Annotated in this window: 15 protein-coding genes; 3 read left to right on the top strand and 12 right to left on the bottom strand. The window is 47.3% G+C overall.

The features are described 5' to 3' along the window. Nucleotides 1-43 precede the first annotated feature (43 nt). Together M0413_RS03585 and M0413_RS03580 are read right to left on the bottom strand one after the other, a co-directional pair. Nucleotides 44-667 (bottom strand): HAD family hydrolase, encoded by a 624-nt coding sequence (locus tag M0413_RS03585; RefSeq protein ID WP_249553203.1) that lies wholly within the window; start codon nucleotides 665-667, stop codon nucleotides 44-46. 23 nt (nucleotides 668-690) lie between these two features. Continuing rightward, a complete protein-coding gene (locus tag M0413_RS03580; protein ID WP_249553226.1) occupies nucleotides 691-1,665 on the bottom strand; it encodes a DMT family transporter in 975 nt (324 codons plus the stop codon). Nucleotides 1,666-1,984: 319 nt separating this feature from the next. Between M0413_RS03580 and M0413_RS03575 the strand changes: the two genes are divergently transcribed. Further along, nucleotides 1,985-2,800 carry a hydratase gene (locus M0413_RS03575; protein ID WP_249553202.1) on the top strand — a complete coding sequence of 272 codons (816 nt, stop codon included), beginning with the start codon at nucleotides 1,985-1,987 and terminating at the stop codon, nucleotides 2,798-2,800. A gap of 159 nt (nucleotides 2,801-2,959) precedes the next feature. Beyond that, nucleotides 2,960-4,075, top strand: a complete 1,116-nt coding sequence (locus tag M0413_RS03570) for an energy transducer TonB (protein ID WP_249553201.1) — start codon at nucleotides 2,960-2,962, stop codon at nucleotides 4,073-4,075. A gap of 4 nt (nucleotides 4,076-4,079) precedes the next feature. Here the strand turns inward: M0413_RS03570 and M0413_RS03565 are convergent, their stop codons facing one another. From M0413_RS03565 to slyA, 8 genes are all read right to left on the bottom strand, one after another. Further along, complete coding sequence (locus M0413_RS03565) at nucleotides 4,080-4,439, bottom strand: cysteine-rich CWC family protein (RefSeq protein WP_249553200.1); 360 nt, start codon at nucleotides 4,437-4,439, stop codon at nucleotides 4,080-4,082. 506 nt (nucleotides 4,440-4,945) lie between these two features. Further along, on the bottom strand, nucleotides 4,946-6,460 hold the full coding sequence (locus M0413_RS03560) for a HEPN domain-containing protein (protein WP_249553199.1): 1,515 nt from the start codon (nucleotides 6,458-6,460) through the stop codon (nucleotides 4,946-4,948). A 160-nt stretch (nucleotides 6,461-6,620) separates the two neighbouring features. Then, nucleotides 6,621-6,953, bottom strand: a complete 333-nt coding sequence (locus M0413_RS03555) for a hypothetical protein (protein ID WP_172587530.1) — start codon at nucleotides 6,951-6,953, stop codon at nucleotides 6,621-6,623. A 541-nt stretch (nucleotides 6,954-7,494) separates the two neighbouring features. Further along, complete coding sequence (locus M0413_RS03550) at nucleotides 7,495-8,550, bottom strand: c-type cytochrome (RefSeq protein ID WP_249553198.1); 1,056 nt, start codon at nucleotides 8,548-8,550, stop codon at nucleotides 7,495-7,497. A gap of 10 nt (nucleotides 8,551-8,560) precedes the next feature. Beyond that, nucleotides 8,561-9,187: a c-type cytochrome gene (locus M0413_RS03545; protein ID WP_037422540.1), complete on the bottom strand. Its 627-nt coding sequence runs from the start codon at nucleotides 9,185-9,187 to the stop codon at nucleotides 8,561-8,563. A 190-nt stretch (nucleotides 9,188-9,377) separates the two neighbouring features. Beyond that, nucleotides 9,378-10,406: a DUF2955 domain-containing protein gene (locus M0413_RS03540; RefSeq protein ID WP_055647064.1), complete on the bottom strand. Its 1,029-nt coding sequence runs from the start codon at nucleotides 10,404-10,406 to the stop codon at nucleotides 9,378-9,380. Nucleotides 10,407-10,422: 16 nt separating this feature from the next. Further along, nucleotides 10,423-11,496: an HlyD family secretion protein gene (locus M0413_RS03535; protein WP_037422534.1), complete on the bottom strand. Its 1,074-nt coding sequence runs from the start codon at nucleotides 11,494-11,496 to the stop codon at nucleotides 10,423-10,425. An 8-nt stretch (nucleotides 11,497-11,504) separates the two neighbouring features. Then, a complete protein-coding gene (gene slyA / locus M0413_RS03530; protein WP_037422531.1) occupies nucleotides 11,505-11,978 on the bottom strand; it encodes a transcriptional regulator SlyA in 474 nt (157 codons plus the stop codon). Between the two features lie 223 nt (nucleotides 11,979-12,201). Here slyA and M0413_RS03525 point away from each other — a divergent pair, with 223 nt between their 5' ends. Continuing rightward, nucleotides 12,202-14,106 carry a methyl-accepting chemotaxis protein gene (locus M0413_RS03525; RefSeq protein ID WP_156312300.1) on the top strand — a complete coding sequence of 635 codons (1,905 nt, stop codon included), beginning with the start codon at nucleotides 12,202-12,204 and terminating at the stop codon, nucleotides 14,104-14,106. A gap of 62 nt (nucleotides 14,107-14,168) precedes the next feature. Here M0413_RS03525 and metF read toward each other — a convergent pair whose 3' ends face one another. Then, nucleotides 14,169-15,062, bottom strand: a complete 894-nt coding sequence (metF, locus tag M0413_RS03520; RefSeq protein ID WP_037422525.1) for a methylenetetrahydrofolate reductase — start codon at nucleotides 15,060-15,062, stop codon at nucleotides 14,169-14,171. A 249-nt stretch (nucleotides 15,063-15,311) separates the two neighbouring features. Beyond that, nucleotides 15,312-17,705, bottom strand: coding sequence for a bifunctional aspartate kinase/homoserine dehydrogenase II (locus tag M0413_RS03515; protein WP_240292944.1), 2,394 nt, complete (start codon nucleotides 17,703-17,705; stop codon nucleotides 15,312-15,314). Nucleotides 17,706-17,711 lie beyond the last annotated feature (6 nt).

Below are 17,711 nucleotides of genomic sequence, written 5' to 3'. Positions count from 1 at the left end.
CATAAAGTGATATAAAACCTTATCAATCTGGCATCGTGTGCACTTAGTCTTTTGGGATTGCCACTGCCCAAGCTTCAATAAAACTCTGATAATTGCCAATGAGTAAATCCGCCGCGAGTGCATAGTCGGGCACATCTTCAGGGCAGTAGAGGGCGCAGCGACTACCGGCGTTTTGCGCGGTTTGCAGATCGAATAGATAATCCCCCACATACAAGATATCCGCCGGACTCAACTGCCATTGCTCGCAAATCAAGTGGATCCCCTGCGGGTGAGGCTTTGGCTCGGCATCGTAACGGGTCAGCACTAAGGGGATATCAATACCGAGTTTTTCAATGGTGATTTTGGCCGCCTCGGGCATATTGCGGGTCAAAATCGCCAGCGGCAGTTGTCTTGCCTTTAAAAACGTAATCAACGCCTGCGCGCCTTCAATCCAGCTCGCTTGGCGCGAGCTGGCAAGCTCGTAGTCATGGACAATTTCCAGCGCCTGCATCTTGGCCATTGCGGTCTCAAGACTATGTATATGCTCGAGAATATCGGTACCCGATCCAATACCTAATGCCGCTCTTAAGCCTTTAAAGTCAGGGTTTGAATGGGCAAGCGTACCGTCGAGATCGAAGATAACCCCGCGGATCTGTTCTAATTCAATATCGGTCAGGCGTGTGATCACTAGGATACCTATTCAGCTGCCAGTTAAATGGGTTGTAAACGTCTCGCGCGGCGCTGGCGATACAGGGGCAGCAACTGCACCACCATCACTGACACAATAATCACACCTATGCCAAAGAGCGATAGCGCGTCTAATTTATCGGCCTTAAATACATCAGGCCACCAACCGATACTCACCACTAACGCCGTGGCACTAAAGCTAAATACTGGCGTTAACGCCAACATGGCGCTCACCTGTGCCGTCGGCCAATACTTCATCGATTGTCCAAAACAACCGTAGGCAATCAAGGTATTGGCGGCGCAAAACAGCGCCACTTGCCAGTCAAAGCTATCCATTTGTGCAAATTGGCTAAAGTCGCTAAAGGGCGCCATCGCAAAAATACCTAAGGCATAGATAACCAAGAGTACGTTGGCGGGGGACAAACGGTTCAAAAGTGACTTTTGCAGCAGTGCGTAGGTGGTCCATGACAATGCAGAAAACTGTATTATCATCACCCCAAGCCAAATCTCATGGTTATCGGTCGCGGAAAAATCTAAAAAGGGATGGAAAAACATTAACATCCCTAAGGCTAAAGCGGCAAAACAACTGAGTTGCACCGCATTGAGGCGCTCTTTAAAAAATAACACACCGCCAAAGGCGAGGAAAAATGGCGAGGTTTGAAAATTAAGTTGCGCCGCGCCCGGGGCTAAATAGTCGAGGGAATAGACGAATGACACATAGTTAAGCATTAAAAACAGTCCGGCGAGGATAAGCCTGAGCCAAACCTTGGCATCTAGCGCCGCAAACTGTTTCAAACTCCCGGCACTCCACTGCACCAAAATACTGACCAAGAGCGCCACCAAAAACCGAAACCAAGTCAAGGTCACCGGGTCGATAAAACTCCCCGATAGCTTAAGTGCTATAGGTAAAATCCCCCAAAACAGCACGGCAACAGAAATAAACAATAAGCCCAATTGAGCATGGTTATTTGCCAAGGATCCAGAGTGGCTTTGATTCACGGAAAAGTCCCAGTAGTACAGCAGAAAGGAGAGCCATTCTGGCACCGCACCGCGCTAAGGTCTAGCGTAAGCAACGATTAACTTATCCGCCTGTTTGGATAGTTAAGCTGACACTCAATCAATCTTGCTCGGCGATAAATACTCAGCATTTGAAGATAAGTTTTATCAAGCCTTTACCGACACAAAAAGGTATATTGAGCGCAATTTCTCTTTTGGCCCAGATTGGATTTATAGAGTCAATTGATACCTTATGTGCACATTTATTGCGGCATAAGCCACTCTATATAAGTCTTTAAAAATAAGTCAGTTAGGATAAAAAATGTCACCAATAGACACGAAAGCACAGCTTGAGTCCATTAACGCAGCAGCACAAGAACTCGCGCAGCGCCGCGCTAAAGGTGAAGCGGGCGACCTGTTGCAAGAAGCGTTAAGACCCAAGGATTTCCCCCACGCCTTTGCCATCCAACAAGCGATTGCCCAGCAATTTAGCGCCCAAGGCAACCCGATTGCGGGTTGGAAGTGTCTACTCCCAACGGCAGAAAAAACCGTAGTGGCGCCCATCTATCAACATGATGTGTATATCGAAACCGCCGAGTGCCCGCTTTATCCTTCAAGCAAAGGGCTAGCCCGTGTCGAGCCTGAGCTCGCCTTTGAAATCGGCAGCGATTTACCGCCACGTGCCACGCCCTATTCTGAGGCAGAAATCGACGCCGCCCTAGGTAAAACCCGCCTCGCCTTAGAACTTATCAAAAGTCGCTACCAAAACCCAAGCGAAGCCAATCACTTCGACGCCCTCGCCGATGGCTTAGTCAATCAAGGTCTATGGTTAGGGCCAGAACTACTTGCACCAGCCAAGATAGAAACAGGCCATTTCGCCCTGAGTGTTGAAATTGCTCATAACGAGCAGCAACAGACTGAAACACTGCAAAAAGCCGCTGTTCATCCAAATGGTTTCCCTAAGGCTGGGCTTTATTGGTTAGTTAACTTTTTATCCGCCCAAGGGATTGGCTTAACCCGAGGACAATATGTGATTACTGGCTCCTATGCGGGGGTATTAGATTTGCCACTCAATCAAACCTGCCAATTCCACTACGGCGAGCTAGGCCAATTTGATTTGCAGTTTGTGACTAAATAAGTCACTGCCTAAAGGGTGCCAAACCCATAGGCAAAGTAAGAAGGTAGGCAAAGGCTTACCTTCTTAGCGTTCCCCTAGCGACCAACTGCCGAAAACAAACTTGTATCAAGAGTGAAACATTTGTACTATCCGAAGAAACTAAACATAAGGATATACAAGATGTTAGACGGAAAAATATTACCCTTAGTCAGTCTATTTGCTTTAGCCTTAAGTACTTCGTTACCTTTAACCGCCTCGGAAAACAGCTTTCCCCAAGCCTACAGTGACTACCAAGCCGCACTCAAACAAGGTGATAACGACCAAATAGAAGCCAGTGCCAAAAAGGCCTTCGAATTGGGCGAAGCTCAATATGCCAAGGACAGTGTCGACTTAGCTAACCTCGCCATGAACTGGGCAGGAGCGATAGAGAAGCAAGTCGCCCCTTACCCATTTGAAGAAAAGAATTTGCCACAAACAGCTAAGGCGAATGAGTTATATCTACTCGCATTAAGCAATTATAAAAAACATTACGGCGAGCATGCAGCTGAGCTTATCAACCCGCTACTCGGCGCAGCAGAAACTGCTGTCGAAGCCAAAGATGCAAAAAATGATTTGCTTGATGCAATCACAATTGCTGAAAAATCCGATAAAAAGAAACTGATCGCCGATGTAAAAATGGCCGCTTTTAACCGCTTATCCAATACTGAGCTATATACAAGAAGCATAAGAAGCTATGCCTTTGACGCATATGATATTTACAAAGAAATCCTGCCCGAAAATGCCCTCGACAGAGTCAAAGCCACCTATGTCGTCGGTGCTGTTGAATATGCCGAAAAGCATGATGACAAGGCGATTCCGTTGCTTTTAGAAGTGGTTAAGCAGTTTGACGCCCTTAACTTTAGCCATCCCTATGCCTTAAGCGCCCACGCTTATTTAGTCGAACTGTATGAGCGCCAAGGAAAGCGTGACGAGTCCACCGCCCACTGTATCGCTATCGGTAAAATGCGCCCTTGGGCCGACGCACAGGAACAACAACCGCTGTTTCGCACGGTGCCCAAATACCCTAAGTCCTACCTCATGCAACGTAAAAGTGGCTATGTGACCCTTAACTTCACAGTTGATGAGATGGGATTTGTGAAAAATCCTGAAGTGCTCGAATCCAAAGGCGGTGTACTATTTGAAAAATCCACACTGAAAATGATCGAAGAATGGCGCTATGCGCCTAAGTTTGAACATGGCAAGCCCGTGCCAGCACAAACGACTGTGCGTATAGACTATTTCACCGATAAGTCTTAATCGGTTACTTCACCTCATATCCCAGCCCATCGTCTAATCCCGATGGGCTGTTTTTATTTTCTGAAGTAACTGAAACAGCTAGCTCTCGCTTTATTCGGCTTAAACAAGTCTCACAAATACAAGCCGTTGCAGGCTGCGATAATAGTTGCGCTAACTTATCAGCACTCAGCCCTACTGTAGCGTCTGTTGATAAGCCTGCCGCCAAATCGCCAGATAGCAATTGAGTCAGATAAGGAAACCTCTGCTTAGCACACCAACAGTCACTGATCTCGACGCCAAGAGTCATTGCACACTGATTCGCCCCTTGGCATAAAGGGCACAGCTGCGCGGTATCGAGCTGAGATTTTGGTAAGTGCTTAGGCACGGTAATCCTTATGGTATCGGAGTGATAACGCAGAAATAATAATGGTTTTTTGCAACTCAGGCTGAGTTGATTTACACCAAAGTTAGACTTTATAGCTTTCCAAACTACGTTTGAATGCTTTAGTTTACAAGTCGTGGGGCTTCCATATTGGCTCTGTTTAGCACAATGCAATATTGATTGCGGCCTTACGGCCGAGGTGAATCAAACTCGTGGGGTTTCACCCCACACCCGACCAAGGAGGACTGCTCGTCCTATCCTCCTTGGATGCTCCAAGACGCCCTAGCGAAGTTACATGCATTAGTTAGTGGCTTCGTGCTTATTCGAAAATCGCTAACGCTTCCGATGGTACATCCTGTACCCCGAAAGCTAACTCGGCATCCATGCCTCGCTCACGCGATTTCCTTCAACACCCTTCAGCAACTTCGCAGGGAAAGGTGAACTTCTGTAGCTACTGTACGAACTATTAATCCCCAAAAATCTGTGCCTGTCCCAACTTTTATTGCCCACTAACTTGATGAATTAGATATTATAGAGTTTAACTCAGTGAGGTAATGAGGATAAGCAATACAGTATTGACCTACTTTATGAGATAGAGCAAATGATTTAAGCCAATCGTCAATGTCCCAACCACACTCGATCAAATCTGAAACTACAAAAATAAACTCTAAAGTATCAGTTAAGAAATTGACCATATTTAAATTTGATTCATAATCAAATTTCTTATTACCACCATGAACAAAATAATTTCTACAATCAACCGCCTGATGCGCTACAAATTGCAACCCATCAAATTTAATTTTGCAGTTTGACAAAATGATTTCGATTCGATCATTAATTTTGTGCTTGAGTGTTTTTATACCCAGTCGACCAAGAGCTTGCAGCAAAGAGGTTTTTTCTAAACTATCAGGTAACTCCCTAAAAATTTTTTTAGCTTTATTCTTCGCCTCTATAAGATCCTCAGACAACTCAATCATTGCCTTGTCTGGAATCAAATCAAAAATATTAGCGCACCTTACCACTCTATCTACATCATAATTATTGGAAGAGTAAGTATGGCATAATTGATTTCTTGCATCTTTCCACTCATCATGCTTATCAAACCAATTCTGGAAGATATTATTTAAAACGCTCTTTTCCATTTTAGCATTGAGTAATGAGTCAAAATACAAATCTGAATGTTCAACAGTATCTGTGGATAAATATATTTCGAAATATCCGGCTTCTACATCGCCCTCTTTTTTAATTAACAATTTTGATATACAGTCATCTTGACCGCTGAGAATCTTAAAAAAGTTTTTCACACTCCAACATTCTCTAACAATTTTATCAACACTATAAGTCTCATATAAAGATATACAAAACTGCGTTGATACATTAGTTGTTATTCCATTTGCGCCATATGACCTTTGATCTTCAATATGATATAAAGAAAATTCACCAAAGCTATTTTTAAATGATAGGATTTCTCTGCTTCCTGCATATACATAAATAGAAGGGGGAGTTCCTATTTCGTGATATTCACTAACAGAATGTTCGTCAATATTATAATTAAATCCGTATTTAGCGTGAGAAATATCTAGGTCACGTTTAATTAAATCATTCACCAAACCCTCATCAACGTGAATGACATTTATACACGCATTATGGTCATAAAATATCTTATTAAGTTTATCAGTAGAAAACCATACTTTATCTACATTCTTTGTATTTTCAAGCCAACTAGCACCTATAGCAATAAATCTTGGGTGTATGGTACAGTTATATCTTCTAACATATTTATCTCCCTTCCTAGCAGTAGATATGCTATTTTCGGATAAAAATATAGAATCAATAAGTGTTATATACTTCATTTCATCATATATTAGACCGTATATATTATTGCTCACGCAATCAATTTCAATTCGTTCACTAGACCATATCTGCGCTCTTGTGTTAATTCCATCAAAGGATATTTCACCAAATAATTTAGATCCATTAATTACGAACTCACACGAATATTTTTTACCAGAATAATTTTCCATATCATGCCGAATTATTACCTATCAATTGAGGTTAGTTTAGTTACAAAAACTAAGCCAAACAACACTTTTGTGCCACAAGTGTATAAGCTCATGTCATATTAAATTTGACAATTTCGATAAAAAAAATGCGCTCACAAGGAGCGCATCGGAGAAACAGTTTTTAGGCTGCTTGTTTGTTTAGTCGGTCGTACAGAATGGTTTTCATGTTTTGGACTGCTAAGTCGGACGGCAAAGGAATAACGCCAGTCTCGAAAGCAGGGTCGGCAATACGGATTTCATCAGCGGCTGAGTCAAGAACGCATAGCAGTTGGAAGCCAGAGTCATGACGCCACCAAACAGCTTGCTCACTAATGGCCCCACAAGTGGTAACCATCATTGTTCCTGCTTCCATCAGTGACTCGCGACCAATAGCCCATAGCGGTTTAAGAGCGTTATCGACACCTTTCTTAAGTGTGACGGCTGACTTACCTAGCTCTGCGTTTCTACGCTTCAACAGGTCTTTATTCGCTACAAGTTCAGCGTTAAGAAAGATGGGACAGGCACAAATCTTTAGGACTAACAGCTAGCACTAAGGCAACAGAAGTTCACCATCCCCTGCGAAGTTGCCGCGGGGCGTTGGAATAAATTGCGTGAGTCCGGACATGGATGTCCGGCTAGCTTTCGTAGGTACAGGGACGGTGCCTTCGGAAGCGATAGCAATTTATCCATAAGACCAAGGCTAGTAACCAATGCATGTAACTTCGCTAGGGTGAGTGCTGCATAGCAGCGTTACGAACGAGAGCCACGGATGGCGAACTGGCAGTTAGACATGGACGTTGTTCGGCGAGGACTCTTATTAACAAAGAGGCAAGAGGGAATTGCTGTTGATCCCCTCTTGGTCGGGTGTGGGTTGAAGACCCACGACTTTGATTCACCTCGGCCGTTAGGCCGCTATGACTCACATATTCACTGAACACCAAAAGGCGATTTTATAAACCTCCCATCCAGTGACTCGCTTTATTTCATTACACGAGCACTGAATGAGAGCGACTCAACTACGACTTTTTCGGAAACACCGGATAAGAGGCGGTGCCAAGCACTTTGCCATCGACGTCAACACCGTAATAGTCGTTGTCGTTATGGTATTTTTCCTGCGCTTGTTTCACATCGCCCTTATTGCGGGGGTCCTGTGGCCGTTCATGGGAGTTGATGTAAGCGGCAACGTCCCAAGCTTGTTGGTTAGTCAACTGCATGCTCTTACCGAAAGGCATGTTTTCATAAATGAAGAATGCGGCTGTATTGACCCTGTGCATCCCCGCGCCCCAGTTGTAACTCATTGGGCCCCATAATGGTGGCAGAGAGTAAACTCCGGCAATCGCTTGGCCTTGACCATCGGCGCCATGGCACGCTTGGCAGTGGGCGGTATACACGGCTTTGCCACGCTCGGGTGAGAACGCAAGTTCAGGTTTTGGGATCTCAGGATAACCACGGCCCGGCAGATTTGCGCGTTGCTCCACTGTCATGGCTTTGGCTAGGGCGTCTGGCAGTGGGAAATCCTCACGTTTGGCGCCTTTAACCAATTCGGCATCGCTAAGTTCTGGCACTGGACCATCGAGGTTCGCCGCATCCATTAAACCACTCATCCCTAACCAGTAGGCATAGGCCGATAGCGCAACCAGTTCGGGGCTGCCCGCAGCGGGGGCTTTACCATTCATCGAATAGTTAAAGCAGCCTTGTATCCGCTCTTGAAAGGTATTTACTTTATCGTCTTTTTTACGATACGCGGGATAGGCAAAATAGGCGCCCCACACCGGTGACGCATTCGCCTTACGACCCGCATCCATATGGCAGTTGGCACAGTTAAGCTCGTTACCCACATACTTATCTCTTAACTGCTGGGTATTCACAAATAACTGATAACCCAAGCGTACTTTATCGCCGAAGGCACCTTCGGGAATCGCGCTTAAGGGTCTAGGCGTAAGATAGGTTTGATCTGGGTTTTTAGGGACTGAGGGCAATGGCGCCTGTTTATCAGGTAATTCTTGCGCCGCTTGCACTTGAGTTGTCAGCACGCCCATTGCGACCAATAGTAAGATGGCAGAAGATTTCATGGTCGGCTCCTTATTTCAAATTCGCAAAGTAGTTCGCTAAGGCATCCACCTCGGCGGCGGTCAGCTTGTTAGCCACATTGGCCATCATGCCGTCCACATCTCCCTTACGTGTGCCAGCTTGCCACGCCAACAGTTGCGTCTTGATATAGCTGGCCTGCTGACCCGCTAAACGCGGGAACAAACCGCCACCTAATCCAGAGGGGCCATGGCATGTGACACAGGCTGGTAAGCCGCGAGACCAATCACCTTGATAGGCTAAGCGCGCGGTATCATCGCTAAAGGTGATTTGTTCGCCCCTAAGCACAGGCTTAATCTCAGTCTTAGGAGATTTGGCGGAGAAATAACTCGCCACTTGCTCAATACCATCACCTTGCAGTGTCATCGCCATCGGCATCATGGTCGCGTTTTGGCGTACACCCGCCTGAAAATGTTGTAATTGGGTGGTGATATATTCTTTTGAGAGTCCGGCCAAGCGAGGGCCAAGTGGCTCAATGCCCTCACCTTCGACGCCGTGGCAAGTCACGCAGATTTGTCCCGCTGGCGGGATAGTTGCCGTGTTAGCGATGGCGACAGAGGTCAAGGCACAGCCGCTAATGAGCGCGATGCCTTTGGCTAATGTTTTAATTTTATTATTCATTTTCTATCCTTGAACAAACCTTGAATCACACGAAAACGCTTGAAAAACCGCGTTAACGGCTAAACCAAGGTCGCTAAAAAAGAGATAATTGAGTGGTGCGTTCTACGTTTAGCCCACACTAAACGCATCAAAACACCATACTCCTTGCACGGAAGCGGAACAAGCATTAAAAAAATCTAATATTAACCTTTTAGTAACCAAATCGGGTCGCTTCAAAGCTATTCAATAACTTATGCAGCAGATAACAGAGGAATAACGTCGCCACTATCGCCACAAAAATGCTGCTCACCCTATACAGGGCACTAAAAATTAAGTCGTTACCTGGAGTTAAATATTGGCCAAACAAAATCCCTAACGTCGTCATGGCGCCAAAACCGACACCCGATCCGCTCGCCTCCTTCACATGGGCCTGCGCAAACAACATTAAGCCAAGCCACAGCAGCGGTACAATCAGGATCAACAATCCTGACCAATCGTAGAGAAAGAGTTGCACCATCACCCCAAAAGACACCCCAAGCAAGGTGCCAATGGCACGTTTACGGGCATAATCCAACGCCCCGTTCCAATGCATGGGAAATAAAAGTAGCAAGGTGGTTGCCTGCGCCGACATCGAATCACGCAGATCGAAAATCTGAAACACTAAGAAAGAGAGCGTGGCAATGCTGGCACCGAGCAACGCCTCATGGCGCATACGGTGCGGCGCCTTAGGGCCGGGTTGATAGGCGGCGCGGGGTTCAACATCCGGCCAAAGTGCAGTCATTAAATAGGCGATAATGACTGATAGCCCTGTCGCCCAGAAGTTACTAAAAATCAGATCATTCAGATCTGTGCCCGGATAGCTGGCAAAGTGCAGCATAATGCTTAAACTCAGCACGCCATTGGCACCAAAGAGGAACAGGCTACCGCGGGACATCGCCGCAAAACGATACAAAAACAGCAGAAAGACAATAGGTGTCATTATGCCTGGGTGGCTACCGAAGAAGCCTCCGAGCAGGCCGACTTCAAGCCCCGCAATGGCAGATGATGCCAATAATTGCCTTACCGCATGGCCACTTATCACAGGGACTAAACCCAGTAATAACATTGGGGTTACAGTAAAAAACACCCCATTACTCCAACCAAATAGCTTACACAGGGTAAAACCAATGGTACCGCCAGTGGCAATGCGCAAGCACTGGCGTAAGTCATTGGCGGTTAATGGGCTGTGGCGTAACAACATGCAAATTGCCTTGATATTAATAGATATAATGAAGCAGACTGATAACCTTAATCTGCACCTTGGCTAGCAGGCTAAATAGCGTATTGTCGGGCAGCAATTGCACTGTGGCGCGCGCCCCTGCGGGTAGGTTATTCATTGCACTGTTGTCTGACACACTGTCATCTAAGACTAAATGCAGTCTTAAGCGCTGCGCATCACGCACCCAACGGTCTGACTCCTGCGGCGCGGCTAAACGACCATTGGCATCAAACTGCCCCGCACTCACCCCTGCATCGACACTGCTCACTTGGGCGTGATACAAACGACCAGGCTCACCGTCAAAGGCAATTAATGCGGGATAAGCAGCATTCACACCTCGTAAGGTTTTTTCGCGAAAATCGGCAATAATATCCAATTTATCAGAGACTAAGGCGAGTAGTGGTTGGCCCACAGCGGCAAAACTGCCCACTTCAAGTTGCAGGTTGGTCACCACCCCATCTTGGTCGGCACGGATTTGGGTGTAAGACAGATTCAGCTCAGCTTGCTCTAACGCATTCATCGCTTGGCGAACTCTAAGGTTATCTTCGCCATAGAGACCACGGCTCACTTTGAGTTTATCGAGGCGAGCATTAGCGGCTAACACATTCGCCTCGGCGGCCGCCGCATCACTATCGGCTTGATCACGCAACTGCTGCGAAACGCCATGGGTCGCATAAAGTGCATCTAAACGTTTGGCCTCGCGGCGTTTTTGTTGTGCAGTCGTCGCACTCGCATTCACTTCTGCTTTAGCGGCTAAGAGTGCAGCATCAAGTTCGGCATTATCCTGACGCACTTGTTCTAGGGCCAATTTGGCATGTGACACAGCCAACTCAAAGGGCGCAGGGTCGACTTGAAACAGTAAATCGCCTTTGGCGACCACTTGGTTATTTTTCACATTAATCGTTTGAATCTTGCCGCTGATCTGTGGAGTCACCTTAGTCACTACACGGGTTGCCATTGCCTGTGGGGTTAATGGCATCATAGTGTCGGCAAACATAAAATAGCCAAACACGGCCACAAAACCGAGCATAGCGATTTTGACAAGACGGGCAAATTGTTGATCCGGTGTCATCTTATTTCTCACTCAAGAATATCTGTGCTCTTAGCCAACTTGGCCAAGGCGTTTTCACTAATTAGGCTAATGATGCGTTCAAACTCGCCAAGCTCAGTGGCACTAATGCCCGCTAATAATTCACCGCGCACATGGATAATCCGCGCTTCTACTTGCTTTAATACGTCTTTACCGGCGGGTGTTAGCGACACGATTCGGGCGCGCTTATCTTTAGTGCAGCAATGACGCTCGACTAAACCTTGCTCCTCAAGTTGCCCTAAGGTACGCATCAAAGAAGCCAATTCAATTTCCAGCGCATCCGCCAACACCTTTTGGCTCACGTTGTCACCTAGACGCAATAACTTCCACAACGCGGTCCAACGAGGATGGGTTAACCCAAGTGGTGCTAATTCCACATCCGCCACGGTACGCCATAAGCGGTGCAGGCGACCTAAATGTTCCGCGAGGGATAACTCCTTTAAGCGCTCGAGTTCTTTATACATGATGCCTACTCATTTACTTAGCCTGCTAAGCATTATACTTAGTTAGCAGGCTAAGTAAATATTTTCTGCTCAGAAAAGATCTGTGCACGCTGCCACGAAATCCGCAAAAAACCGAAAAACAACTGAAAAAGGTTCACCCGCTCGCAAATATAAAAAGCAGTATCTCTATAATATTCAAAAAGATATTTAGACAGACATACATACGGATATCGGGAGGTTTACTGTGAAGAATTTAAACATTAGCACTCGGATAGTGTTAGGCATCAGCCTACTGCTATTTGCGGTGATGAGCTTTATCATGCCGCTGGTGCTATCGGAATTCAGTCGCCAAATAAGGGAGTCTGAGCAACGGGAATTACATAAGTTATACGAAACCGCGGTGGCAAATATCGTCTCATCGGGACAAAGAGCGCAGGCGATGGCAACCTTAATCTCACTCACACCTGAGATCCAAAGTAACTTTGCCGAGCGCGACCGTGAAGCACTACTTCAACGCACCCAACCGCTATTTACGCGCCTTAAACAAGATTTTGCCGTGCAGCAATTTCAGTTTCACACCCCTCCAGCGACCTCGTTTTTACGCCTGCATCGCCCTGAAAAATTTGGTGATGACCTCACCGCAATCCGTAAAACCATTGTCGAAACCAACACCCAAAAGCAGCCCCTCAGTGGCTTAGAATACGGAGTTGAAGGCTTAGGTATCCGCGGTCTCGTGCCGATGAATTACCAAGGACAACATACGGGCTCGGTGGAGTTTGGTATGTCATTTGGCCAGCCCTTCTTCGACAATTTTAAAAATGCCTACCAAGCAGAGATAACTCTTTTGCTGCCTAAGGATGGCAACTTTGTCCCCTTTGGTGGCACCTTTACCACCGACACCAGCGCCTCCAGCGAACTCAACAAGGTAATGCAAGGTACTGAAGTGATTCGCGCCATCGATTTAGACGGCAAGAGCTACGCCCTGTATCGTCATGGGATGAAAGACTACTCGGGCAAAACCTTTGGTGTGCTGGATATTGCACTGGACAGAAGCCATTCTGAGCAAGCGATGTCCGATATTCGCTTTAAACTCATCATGATAGGCTTTATCGCCTTCCTAATTGGCACCGCGATTGCCTGGTTTATCGCCAAGAGCATTACCCGCCCAATTGCCGAAACAACCAATGCGCTCAATGACATTGCCGAAGGTGAAGGCGATTTAACCCGCCGGATTGAAGTGAAGAGTAAAGACGAAATTGCGCAGCTTGCACTCGCCTTTAACCGCTTTGCTGAGAAAATCCACGCCACCGTTGCTCAAGTCTCTGACTCTACCAGCTTACTGGCGACATCGGCCGAAGAAATGTCTGCCATTACCCATGAAACTCAGCAAATGGCAAAACGGCAACACCTCGAGACAGAACAAGTCGCCACCGCCATGAATGAAATGGCGGCAACAGTACAAGAAGTTGCCCACAATGCGACTGATGCCGCCGACGCAGCAACCCACGCCAGCGAGTCAACTGAACATGGTAAGTTGCTGGTTGAAAAGGTCATTTCGACTATAAGTCTGCTGGCGGATGAAATAGCCCATGCTGCCACGGCCATCAACGAACTCGAGCGTAATACAGCGCAGATTGACTCGGTATTAGTCGTTATCCGTAATATTGCCGATCAAACCAATTTGCTCGCCCTCAATGCCGCCATTGAGGCCGCCCGTGCGGGTGAACAAGGCCGTGGTTTTGCGGTGGTGGCAGATGAAGTACGTACGCTCGCCAGCCGTACTCAAGCTTCAACCAGCGAAATTCAGCAGATGATTGAAGCCTTGCAACAGAGTGCCAAATCCACCGTCAGTACCATGAATACCAGTACCGCCACCACGCAAAACTGTGTTTCGTTGGTGCACGAGGCGGGGGAAGCGCTCGAAGCCATTACCCAAGCCGTATCCACCATTAGTCAAATGAACATTCAAATAGCTAGCGCTGCCAACGAGCAATGTGCTGTGTCGGCGGAAATCAATAAAAACGTCAATAATATTAATGATATTACGACCAATGCCACCGAGAGTGCCGAGCAAACGGCGCGGGCAGGAGACGAGTTAGCACAGTTGTCGATGCGCTTAACCACACTTCTCGCTCAGTTTAGGATTTAGGATTTAGGATTTAAGCAAAACAAAACGCCGCTAAACTAGCGGCGTTTTTTATACTGTTAACGTTATACCGCCTTTGGGCGCACCCCTAAGGTATGGCAAATCGCATAGGTCAATTCCGCACGGTTTAAGGTGTAGAAGTGGAAATCCTTTACCCCTTCGCGGGACAACACTTTCACCATATCGATCGCCACGTTTGCGCCCACCAGCTGACGGGTTCCGGCATCATTTTCAAGGCCATCAAACTGCTTATGTAACCAGCTTGGTAAGCTCACATTGGTCATACCCGCAAAACGCTTTAACTGGGTAAAATTAGTCACGGGCAGAATGCCGGGAACGATTTCGACATCAATCCCCGCCGCAACGCAGCGGTCACGGAAACGCAGGTAAGATTCCACATCAAAGAAAAACTGGGTAATTGCACGGCTCGCACCGGCATCGATTTTACGCTTGAGGTTAATCAAATCCGCCTGAGCGTTAGCCGCATCTGGGTGCACTTCTGGGTAAGCGGCGACCGAAATATCAAAGTCGGCCACTGAGCGCAGCAGGCGCACTAAATCCACCGCAAAGCGAGTCGGTTTTGGGCTACCCGCAGGCAAGTCGCCACGCAGCGCCACTATGTCGCGAATACCCGATTTCCAGTAATGCTTTGCCAGATCTAACAGCTCTTCATCACTGGCATCCACTAAGGTTAAGTGCGGCGCAGCGACTAGGTTGGTTTCTTGTTGAATACGCTCAATCACGCCGTGGGTACGGTCACGCACACCCGAGTTTGCCCCATAGGTCACAGACACAAATTTAGGATTCAGCGGCTCTAAACGGCGGATAGAGTTCCACAGGATCTGTTCCATTTCGGGGGTTGATGGCGGGAAAAACTCAAAAGAAACATTAATATCGCCATTAAGTTCAGACAAACTTTGGTTTAGCGAATGTGAATGTTGTGCGTGATGAAAAGCCATGTGTATTTCCTCAACCGCCCGAGTGCGACACTTATCGCGACTGGTACGACTTATAAATGCAGTAATTTAATCCATATGGACGTTTGGACGTCTATATGTCCATATACTAGAGAAACTGACAGTTAAGTCAAGCCAAAAAATCCCCCTTTTTGGCATTTTCTTATCCCTCGTTGATCACCTTGATTTTAGTCCTTATCTTCGCCAATAAAAAAGGACTCAAATGAGTCCTTTAAGCTTTTGAATTTAAATCTATTCTTGCAGTAGATCGCGACAGATCTGCGTCAGATCCGATTGTACCGCTGCCGCGGTCACTTCGCGGCCCGCACCAGGTCCACGGATAATCAAAGGATTACCTTGATAGAAAGCTGAGCGGATCACAAACACATTGTCACCGGGCGTGAGGTTGGCGTAGGGGTGGCTCGCATCAATCCACTGTAATCCCACCTCGGCTTTAAGGACTGCGCCGCTATTATCCAAGGAGGCGACATATCTTAGCACTTTGTTTTGTTCCGCCGCCGCGCCGTATTGTTGCAGCAATTCATCATCCAGCTCACCGATACGGGCAAGGAATTGCTCCAACGGAATATCCGCTAAATGGGCAGGCACTAGGGAGCGCAGCTCAATATCTTCAAGCTCGATTTCCAGACCGATTTCACGGGCTAAAATCAGCAACTTGCGCTGCATATCGCGGCCAGAAAGATCGTCCCGAGGATCGGGTTCGGTAATCCCTAAACCACGTGCTTCAATCACTAATTCCGAGAAGGGTTTGCTGGTATCGTATTTCTCAAATAACCAACACAGGGTGCCAGAGAAAATCCCACCCACGGCTTCAACGCTATCGCCACTGTTACGCAGATCGTTTAAGGCGTGCTGAATAGGTAAACCCGCGCCGCAGCTGGCGTTATAGCGCCAGAATAAACGCCGATAACCGAGTTGTTCTTTAAGCTCGCGATAAAAAGGCAGTGGGCCAGAACCCGCGAGTTTGTTTGCGCTGACCATATGGATGCCGCGCTCGAAAAACTCTGGATATTGTAGGGTTAAACTGGCACTGGCGCTGATATCTAATGCAATCAGTTCGTCACAGTTAAGTTGTTCTAATTGTTCAAATAGATGCTCGTACTGCCAAGGAGTCGCTTCAGTATCGAATTCCTGCTGCCAGCTTTCCAGATCCACACCAGTGGACTTAATCAAAGCTTTACTGGAAGTAACCAGACCGACTAACTCGACTTGCGCTTCAAGCTCTTGATTTAACGAGGGAGAAACTGACTTAAACAGCTTCACCCACGCCTCGCCAATATTACCCACACCCAGCAGCAATACGCCAATGCGTTTACGCGGGCCAGCGCAGCGGCGATGCACTTTTTGGGTCAGCAGATTAACCTGCGACTGTGGCACTAAGGTCACAAGACTTAAATCACCACTGAACAAGGGCTTAGCATCGCGGCTCAGTAAACGGGCAAAGCTGCGGCGATAATGCTCGGCATCGGCACTCACAAGCGCCACTAAACCGAGTTCGGTATTAATTTGCAGATCTTTAATGCCGAGGGCTTCGGCCTGCGCATCCAATAATTTTTGTACTTGTTTTTGGTTTTCAGCGGTATAGGCAAGCTCAAGCCGTTGATGCGCCGATACCCAATGTGCCAGTGGTGTTAATCCCGCCTCCACCAATTGCTCGAGCAGACTGGCGACATCACCCGCGATCTTAAAGCCAAATAACACCACGGCATTTAGATTGGTCACCACGGGCGCACTCGCTGAGGAACTGTGCGGCGCAATCAGGGTAAAGTCGGTATGGGAGGCATAGCTTGAACGCACGGCCAAACTCACCTCTGTGTTAAACAATGGCTGCAAGGTGCGTGAATGCAACACGGGTGAGCCTAAACGCGCCAAGCGGTCCGCTTCAGCAAGGGACATGCTCTTGAGTAATTTTGCATCGTTGATTTTATTCGGGTCAGCGTTAAATACCCCTTCAACGTCGGTCCAAATGGTCACGCGCTCAATATCGGCAAGGCTAGCAATTAAGCTGGCGCTAAAGTCAGAGCCATTGCGACCCAATAGCAAGGTATCACCGCGCTCGTTAGCACAAATAAAACCGGTGATCACTAGGCGCTCGTTAGGGTGTGCGGCCAGTAAGGCTTGTACTTTAGCGCGGGATTCTTGCACACGGATTTGCGGCACGGCGGCCTCATCTGCCACTAAAATCGAGCAGGCATCCACATGACTTGCGGCCACGCCCGATTCACGCAGCAGCGCTGCCATCAGGCGCGCCGACCAACGCTCACCAAAACTCACCACATGGTTAATTTGGTAATCATTGCGTACATCTAAAGATAATAGACTGATTAACTGAGCTTTATCCGTGGTCAAACGTTCGCGTAAATCCCGCGCTTGCTCGTTAGATAATAATTGCTCAATCAAGCCTTGCTGATAGCTGATAAGGACTTGTAATTCTTCTTGCCATAATTGGTTGCTATCGCGCAGGGACAATAATTTATATAAAAAGTTAGTGGTTTTACCCGCGGCAGACACCACCACCAGATCATCACTGTGGCCATGGGTTAACAGAATATGGGCGACTCGGCGGTAACAATCGGCATCGGCTAAGCTGGAACCACCAAATTTATGTAAGTGACAACGTGCCATCTATTA

This window comes from Shewanella sp. 8A, from assembly GCF_023475945.1.
GTDB classification, from domain to species: Bacteria; Pseudomonadota; Gammaproteobacteria; order Enterobacterales; family Shewanellaceae; genus Shewanella; species Shewanella xiamenensis.
This window is presented reverse-complemented; position numbering and strand designations above follow the sequence as displayed.

What these genes read in the sequence shown, in the direction of transcription:
- M0413_RS03570 (WP_249553201.1), top strand. Translation starts at nt 2,960, where the DNA reads ATGTTAGACGGAAAAATATTACCCTTAGTCAGTCTATTTGCTTTAGCC.
- metF (WP_037422525.1), bottom strand. Translation starts at nt 15,062, where the DNA reads ATGGCTTTTCATCACGCACAACATTCACATTCGCTAAACCAAAGTTTG.
- M0413_RS03575 (WP_249553202.1), top strand. Translation starts at nt 1,985, where the DNA reads ATGTCACCAATAGACACGAAAGCACAGCTTGAGTCCATTAACGCAGCA.
- M0413_RS03560 (WP_249553199.1), bottom strand. Translation starts at nt 6,460, where the DNA reads ATGGAAAATTATTCTGGTAAAAAATATTCGTGTGAGTTCGTAATTAAT.
- M0413_RS03535 (WP_037422534.1), bottom strand. Translation starts at nt 11,496, where the DNA reads ATGACACCGGATCAACAATTTGCCCGTCTTGTCAAAATCGCTATGCTC.
- M0413_RS03515 (WP_240292944.1), bottom strand. Translation starts at nt 17,705, where the DNA reads ATGGCACGTTGTCACTTACATAAATTTGGTGGTTCCAGCTTAGCCGAT.
- M0413_RS03540 (WP_055647064.1), bottom strand. Translation starts at nt 10,406, where the DNA reads ATGTTGTTACGCCACAGCCCATTAACCGCCAATGACTTACGCCAGTGC.
- M0413_RS03550 (WP_249553198.1), bottom strand. Translation starts at nt 8,550, where the DNA reads ATGAAATCTTCTGCCATCTTACTATTGGTCGCAATGGGCGTGCTGACA.
- slyA (WP_037422531.1), bottom strand. Translation starts at nt 11,978, where the DNA reads ATGTATAAAGAACTCGAGCGCTTAAAGGAGTTATCCCTCGCGGAACAT.
- M0413_RS03545 (WP_037422540.1), bottom strand. Translation starts at nt 9,187, where the DNA reads ATGAATAATAAAATTAAAACATTAGCCAAAGGCATCGCGCTCATTAGC.